The 7,491-nt window shown below is 63.5% G+C and carries 6 protein-coding genes and 1 pseudogene; all 7 read right to left on the bottom strand.

Going from position 1 to position 7,491, the window contains the following annotated elements:
• The coding region (locus AC5JJ6_RS33180; protein WP_496046135.1) for a hypothetical protein at positions 1 to 230 on the bottom strand (230 nt) is incomplete at its 3' end.
• 167 nt (positions 231 to 397) lie between these two features.
• Positions 398 to 4,588, bottom strand: coding sequence for a DNA-directed RNA polymerase subunit beta (rpoB, locus tag AC5JJ6_RS33185; protein WP_496046136.1), 4,191 nt, complete (start codon positions 4,586 to 4,588; stop codon positions 398 to 400).
• Between the two features lie 261 nt (positions 4,589 to 4,849).
• Positions 4,850 to 5,224 carry a 50S ribosomal protein L7/L12 gene (gene rplL / locus AC5JJ6_RS33190; protein WP_496046137.1) on the bottom strand — a complete coding sequence of 125 codons (375 nt, stop codon included), beginning with the start codon at positions 5,222 to 5,224 and terminating at the stop codon, positions 4,850 to 4,852.
• A gap of 48 nt (positions 5,225 to 5,272) precedes the next feature.
• Complete coding sequence (gene rplJ / locus AC5JJ6_RS33195; RefSeq protein ID WP_496046138.1) at positions 5,273 to 5,812, bottom strand: 50S ribosomal protein L10; 540 nt, start codon at positions 5,810 to 5,812, stop codon at positions 5,273 to 5,275.
• Positions 5,813 to 6,106: 294 nt separating this feature from the next.
• Complete coding sequence (gene rplA, locus AC5JJ6_RS33200; RefSeq protein ID WP_496046139.1) at positions 6,107 to 6,826, bottom strand: 50S ribosomal protein L1; 720 nt, start codon at positions 6,824 to 6,826, stop codon at positions 6,107 to 6,109.
• Positions 6,827 to 6,831: 5 nt separating this feature from the next.
• Entirely contained in the window at positions 6,832 to 7,260 is a 429-nt protein-coding gene (rplK, locus tag AC5JJ6_RS33205; protein ID WP_044433523.1) for a 50S ribosomal protein L11, read from the bottom strand.
• Positions 7,261 to 7,419: 159 nt separating this feature from the next.
• Positions 7,420 to 7,491 (bottom strand): annotated as a pseudogene (locus tag AC5JJ6_RS33210) (transcription termination/antitermination protein NusG); the annotation flags it as partial.

Raw genomic sequence — 7,491 nt, forward strand, 5'->3', positions numbered from 1 at the left:
CGCTTGTACTTGCCGCACAAGCACTCGTAGTCCTTGATCGGACCGAAGATCCGGGCGCAGAACAGTCCGTCGCGCTCCGGTTTAAAGGTACGGTAGTTGATGGTCTCCGGCTTCTTGATCTCGCCGAACGACCAGGACCTGATCCGCTCCGGGCTTGCGATCGAGATGCGAATCTGATCGAAGCTCTGCGGGCCCTGGACCTGGCCGAAAATATTCATCAACTCGTTCATGAACCACTCCCCTGAGCGGGGCCGGTCTAAAGGACCGGCTGAGAGCGACGGAATGAAATCAGAACATCCGCCGTCGGATTATTTTAGCGAACAGCAACCATGCGGGAATGGATCCCGCAGGCATGGGCGGAAGCAGCCGAAGCCGCGACCGCCCTGACCTACCGAGATCAGTAGGCCCGTTGGTTCAGCTCGACATTCAAGCCGAGTGAACGCAGTTCCTTGACCAGCACGTTGAACGACTCCGGAATACCGGCTTCGAAGTTGTCGTCGCCGCGGACGATCGCCTCGTAGACCTTGGTACGGCCGGACACGTCGTCCGATTTCACGGTCAGCATCTCCTGCAAGGTGTAGGCGGCGCCGTAGGCTTCGAGCGCCCAGACCTCCATCTCACCGAAACGCTGTCCGCCGAACTGCGCCTTGCCGCCCAGCGGCTGCTGGGTAACCAGGCTGTACGGGCCGATCGACCGGGCGTGGATCTTATCGTCCACCAGATGGTGCAGCTTCAGCATGTAGATGTAGCCGACCGTCACCTTTCGGTCGAAGGCCTCGCCCGTCCGTCCGTCGATCAGCGTGCTCTGGCCCGACCGGTCGAGACCGGCCATCTCCAGCATGCGGCAGATGTCCTCTTCCCGCGCGCCGTCGAAGACGGGGGTCGCGAACGGGACGCCGATCCGCAGGTTGCCGGCAAGCTCGAGCATCTCCTTCTCCGACAGGTCCGCGACATCGGTGTCGTAGGCCTTGCCGTAGACGGCCTTCAGCTTGTCCTTCAACTCGGTGATCGCCGTCGTGGCCTTTTCCTCGGCTCCCTTCTTGGTCGCCGAACGATAAGCCGCGAGCATCTGTTCGATCTGGCGTCCGAGACCGGCCGCCGCCCAACCCAGATGAGTCTCCAGGATCTGACCGACGTTCATGCGCGACGGCACGCCCAGCGGGTTCAGAACGATGTCGACCTGACGGCCGTCTTCAAGGAACGGCATGTCTTCCTTGGGGATGATCTTGGAGATCACGCCCTTGTTGCCATGCCGGCCGGCCATCTTGTCGCCAGGCTGGAGCTTGCGCTTAACCGCGACGAAGACCTTGACCATCTTCATCACGCCCGGCGGCAGCTCGTCGCCCCGCTGGAGCTTCTCGACCTTGTTCTCGAACCGGGCCTGAAGGGCGTCGATCGAGTCGTCGAACACCTTGCTGACCTGCTCGATGGTCTCCATCACCTGTTCGTTCTCGACACTGATCTGGCGGGTCTGGCCGCCGGTCAGGGGCGAAAGATCGGCTTCGGTGATCTCGACGCCGGTGCGGAATCCGCGGGGACCGCTGACCGACTTCTGGCCGATCAGCAGCTCGCGCAGGCGACCGAAGAAGCTGCGCTCCAGGATCTTGCGCTCGTCATCGCGGTCCTTGGCCAGACGCTCGATTTCCGACCGTTCGATCGCCATCGCGCGCTCGTCCTTGTCCACGCCGCGGCGGGAGAAGACGCGAACCTCGACGATGGTGCCGGCAACGCCGGGCGGCAGACGCAGCGACGTGTCGCGCACGTCGGAGGCCTTTTCGCGGAAGATGGCGCGCAGCAGCTTCTCTTCCGGGGTCATCGGGCTTTCGCCCTTCGGCGTGACCTTGCCGACCAGGATGTCGCCCGGCTTCACCTCGGCACCGATATAGACGATGCCCGCCTCGTCGAGGTTCTTCAGAGCCTCTTCGCCGACGTTGGGGATGTCGCGGGTGATTTCCTCCTGGCCCAGCTTGGTATCGCGGGCCATGACCTCGAACTCCTCGATATGGATCGAGGTGAAGACGTCGTCGCTCACGATCCGCTCGGAAATCAGGATCGAGTCTTCGAAGTTGTAGCCGTTCCAGGGCATGAACGCGACGAGCACGTTCCGGCCCAGGGCCAGCTCGCCGAACTGGGTGGACGGGCCGTCGGCGATGATGTCGCCGGCCTGTACCCGGTCACCGACACGCACCAGCGGACGCTGGGTGATGCAGGTGTTCTGGTTCGACCGCTGGAACTTCAGCAGGTTGTAGATATCGACACCGGGGGCGGCCGTATTGGTCTCCTCGGTGGCGCGGATCACGATACGGGTCGCGTCGATCTGGTCGACCACGCCGGAACGGCGGGCCGCGATCGCGACACCCGAATCCCGGGCGACGGTCGCTTCCATCCCGGTGCCGACCAGCGGGGCATCCGACTGGATCAGCGGCACGGCCTGCCGCTGCATGTTGGAGCCCATCAGCGCGCGGTTCGCGTCGTCGTTCTCGAGGAACGGGATCAGAGCCGCCGCGACCGACACCAGCTGCTTCGGCGACACGTCGATCAGGCTGATCGCCTCGGGGCGGAACATCAGGTATTCGCCGCCCTGACGGCAGGACACCAGATCCTCGACGAAGCTGCCGTCCTCGTTCAGCTCGGCATTTGCCTGAGCGACCGTGTAGCGGCCTTCCTCCATCGCGGACAGGTAGACCACCTCGTCCGTCACCTTGCTGTCCACGACCTTCCGGTACGGGCTTTCGATGAAGCCGTACTGGTTGACGCGGGCATAAGTCGCCAGCGAGTTGATCAGACCGATGTTCGGGCCTTCCGGCGTTTCGATCGGGCAGATGCGGCCGTAGTGGGTCGGATGAACGTCGCGGACTTCGAAGCCCGCGCGCTCACGGGTCAGACCGCCCGGCCCGAGAGCCGAGAGACGCCGCTTGTGGGTGATTTCCGACAGCGGGTTGGTCTGGTCCATGAACTGGGAGAGCTGCGACGACCCGAAGAACTCGCGAACGGCGGCAGCCGCCGGCTTCGCGTTGATCAGGTCGTGCGGCATCACCGTGTCGATCTCGACCGACGACATGCGCTCGCGGATGGCGCGCTCCATGCGGAGCAGGCCGACGCGGTACTGGTTCTCCATCAGCTCGCCGACCGACCGGACGCGGCGGTTGCCGAGATGGTCGATGTCGTCGATCTCGCCCCGGCCGTCCTTCAGTTCCACCAGGACCTTGAGGATGGCCAGGATGTCCTCCTTGCGGAGCACACGCACCTGATCGTCGGTCTTGAAGCCCAGGCGGGCGTTCATCTTGACGCGGCCGACGGCCGAGAGGTCGTAACGCTCCTGATCGAAGAACAGGCCGTTGAACAGCGCTTCGGCGGACTCGAGGGTCGGCGGCTCGCCCGGACGCATCACGCGGTAGATGTCGATCAGCGCGTCTTCGCGGGACGCGTTGCGGTCGGCGGCCATCGTGTTGCGGATATACGAGCCGACGTTGATGTGGTCGATCGCCAGCACGGGGATGGAGGTGACCCCGCTCTTCTCCAGCTTCTCGATGTCGGTCAGCGCCAGTTCGTCACCGGCCTCATGGTACACTTCGCCGGTCTGCTCGTTGATCAGGTCGGCAGCCAGATAGCGGCCGGCCAGCTCTTCCGTCGCGACGAGCTGCTCCTCGAGACCCTGCTCGATCAGCTTGCGCGCCAGACGTGGCGTGATCTTGGTGCCGGCCTCGGCCATCACGCTGCCGGTCTTGGCATCGATCAGGTCGCCGACGAGCTTGACGCCCTTCATGCGATCGGGATTGAACGGGGTCTTCCAGCCATTGGCTGTCCGCTCGTAGACGATGCTGTCGTAGAAGGTGTTGAGGATCTCCTCCTTCGACATGCCCTGGGCTTCGTAGGGCTGAAGGCCCTGGGGTCCGCGCTCCTCGCGCAGGGCAGCAGTCTCCGCGCCGTCCAGAGCGAACAGCAGCGTGGTGGCGGGCAGCTTGCGGCGGCGGTCGATGCGGACGAACACGAGGTCCTTGGCATCGAATTCGAAGTCCAGCCACGATCCCCGATAAGGAATGACGCGGGCGGCGAACAGATACTTGCCGGAGCTGTGGGTCTTGCCCTTGTCATGATCGAAGAAGACGCCGGGGCTGCGGTGCATCTGACTGACGATGACGCGCTCGGTGCCGTTGATCACGAAAGTGCCGTTGGCCGTCATCAGGGGCATGTCGCCCATGTAGACGTCCTGCTCCTTGATGTCGCGGATCGACCGGAGCCCGGTTTCCTCTTCGACGTCGAAGACGCTCAGGCGCAGAGTGACTTTCAGCGGAGCGGCGAACGTCATGCCGCGCTGCTGGCACTCTTCCACGTCGTATTTCGGCTGCTCCAGCTCGTAGCGGACGAAGTCGAGCACGGCGCGGTCGGAGAAGTCCTTGATCGGGAAAACGGACCGGAACACCTCCTGCAAGCCAACGTTGGAGCGGCGCTCGGGCGGGACGTCCATCTGAAGGAAGTGATCGTAGGAGCTCCGCTGCACCTCGATGAGGTTTGGCATGCGGGTTACCTCGGGGATCCTCCCGAAGCTCTTGCGAACACGCTTACGTCCCGTAAAGGATTTGGCCATGGATGCCCCTCGTAGACTCATCCGATTTGTGCGTCCCAAAGGGACGCGAATCGGTGCCGCATCCATTCCGAACTTCCTTCGGAAGGTTGCGCACCGGATAGTTTGTCATGTCCGCCGCCACATGGCGCACAGAGTACGCCGTGCGCCATACGGCTTCCGCCAGAAAATGCATACAACGCCGTTCGACGGCATGCTCCCCTTTCGAGGAGCAGGCCGTCGTCCAGCGCTTGAATATGAACTCTGTCGTTCAGCAAGACGGTCTTACTTAATATCGACCGTCGCACCCGCTTCTTCAAGCTGCTTTTTGATCTTGGCGGCCTCGTCCTTCGACACGGCTTCCTTGACGGCCTTCGGAGCGCCTTCGACCAGGTCTTTGGCTTCCTTCAGGCCCAGGCCGGTGATGGCGCGGACTTCCTTAATCACGTTGATCTTCTTCTCGCCGGCGGCGGTCAGGATCACGTTGAACTCGGTCTGTTCTTCGACCGGAGCAGCAGCGGCGGCGGCGGCCGGAGCAGCGGCGGCGGCGGGAGCGGCGGCGGAGACGCCCCACTTCTCTTCCAGCAGCTTCGACAGCTCGGCGGCTTCGATAACGGTCAGAGCGGACAGGTCGTCAACCAGTTTGGCCAGATCAGCCATTTTGAACTCCGTTGTGTGCTTGAACTTCTATCAGATCGGGAGGTGGCTTTAAGCCGCCTCGCCCTGTTCGGTAGCCGAATCGTCCTTTGCGGCGTGAGCCGCGAGAACGCGGGCCAACTGGGCGCCCGGAGCTTGAAGGATCCCTGCGATACGGGTCGCGGGGGTCTGGATCATGCCCAGGAGCTTGCCACGCAGTTCGTCGAGCGACGGCAAGGACGCGAGCGCCTTGACACCTTCGACGTCGAGGTTCTGGGTGCCGAGAGAGCCGCCGACAATCTTGAACTTGTCGTTGCCCTTGGCATAGTCGGCGGCCACCTTGGCGGCCGCGACCGGGTCCTTCGAGTAGGCGACCGCGGTCGGCCCCTTGAACAACCCGTCCAAACCTTCGAACTGCGTGCCCTTGAGGGCGATGCGAGCGAGCCGGTTTTTCGTCACTTTGAAGCTGGCGCCCGCCGCGCGCATCTTGCGCCGCAGATCCGTGACCTCGGCAACCGTCATCCCGCTTTGCTGGGTGACGACGACGAGACCGGTTTCTTGCAGAGCAGCATGCAACGCCGCGACCGTCACTTCTTTTTGAGTGCGGTCCACGGATCGTCTCCGTTGCTAATGGTGCGTTCCGTCCCAACGGGACTTTCCGCACCGGTGCAGACATTTGGAACCGCTCCCCAAATCAGCCGGGGATCGGCTCCGGTTTACCTGTCCCAGAAGTTCAAGCCGTCACTTATGGCCGGGATTGTGCCCGGCCGGCAATCGGTTGCAACTCCCGTCTATGCAGGCGAATCTTAGGTCGGCGAACCGACGCCTGCAGTCTCGGACAGGGCGGGCGGTGCGGACACCACCCTTACGGCAAGGGTCCGGTTGCCCGGACCGAAGCCATATTCCTTACGCGCCGGCCTGAGAGGAGGCGGCGGTCGACACCGTCGAGATGTCCAGCTTCACGCCCGGACCCATGGTCGAGCTGAGCGAGATCTTCTCGATGTACTGACCCTTGGCGCCCGTCGGCTTCGCGCGGTTGATGGCGCCGACGAAGGCCCGGATGTTCTCCAGCAGCGCTTCTTCGGTAAAGCTCGCCTTGCCGACGCCGGCATGCACGATACCGGTCTTCTCGGCGCGGAACTCGACCGAACCACCCTTGGCGGCCTTGACCGCTTCGGTGACGTTCGGGGTCACGGTGCCCAGCTTCGGGTTCGGCATCAGGCCGCGCGGCCCGAGGATCTTGCCGAGCTTGCCGACCACGGCCATCATGTCCGGGGTGGCGATGCAGCGGTCGAAGTTCATTTCGCCGGCCTGGATCTTCTCGGCCAGATCTTCCGCGCCGACGATATCGGCGCCGGCCGCCAGGGCTTCCTCAGCCTTGTTGGCGCGGGCGAAGACGGCGACGCGGACGGTCTTGCCGGTGCCGTTCGGCAGCGTGACCATGCCGCGGACCATCTGGTCGGCGTGGCGGGGGTCGATGCCCAGGTTCATCGCGACTTCGATCGTCTCGTCGAACTTGGCGGTCGCCTTGGACTTGATCAGGCGCAGGCCCTCTTCCAGCGGAAGGAAGCCGTCGCGGTCGATGCCCTGGTAGGCGTTCTTGAGGCGCTTGCCGATGCGTGCCATGGTTTTTACTCCACCACTTCCAGACCCATGGAACGGGCAGAGCCCGCCAACATCCTCGATGCGCCTTCAACGTCGTTGGCGTTGAGGTCGACCATCTTGGTCTTCGCGATCTCGCGGATCTGGTCCATCGAGATCTGGCCGATGAAGCCCTTGCCCGTCGTCTGCGAACCCTTGGCGATGCCGGCCGCCTTCTTGATGAAGTAGGTCGCCGGCGGGGTCTTCGTGACGAAGGTGAAGGTCCGGTCGCCGAACGCGGTGATCACGACCGGGATCGGCATGCCGACCTCCAGGTCCGCGGTCCGCGCGTTGAACGCCTTGCAGAATTCCATGATGTTCAGGCCGCGCTGACCGAGCGCCGGACCGATCGGCGGCGACGGGTTGGCCTTGCCGGCCGGCACCTGAAGCTTGATGTAACCGATAATCTTCTTTGCCATCTCTCACCTCTTCAAATGGTCCGTGAAGGACCAAGTCGCAAGCCCCTCAGGCTTGCAGGGTGCGCGGTACGGCCATGGCGAGCCTCCCGCGCAATGCTGACGGCGAGCCAACCGGCCCGCCGTTCTGGTGTCCGAACAAACGATTGTCCAAACGCCTGATCAGATCTTTTCGACCTGACCGTATTCCAGTTCCACCGGAGTGGAGCGCCCGAAGATCGACACCGCGACCTT

It is taken from the genome of Skermanella sp. (genome assembly GCF_059503625.1).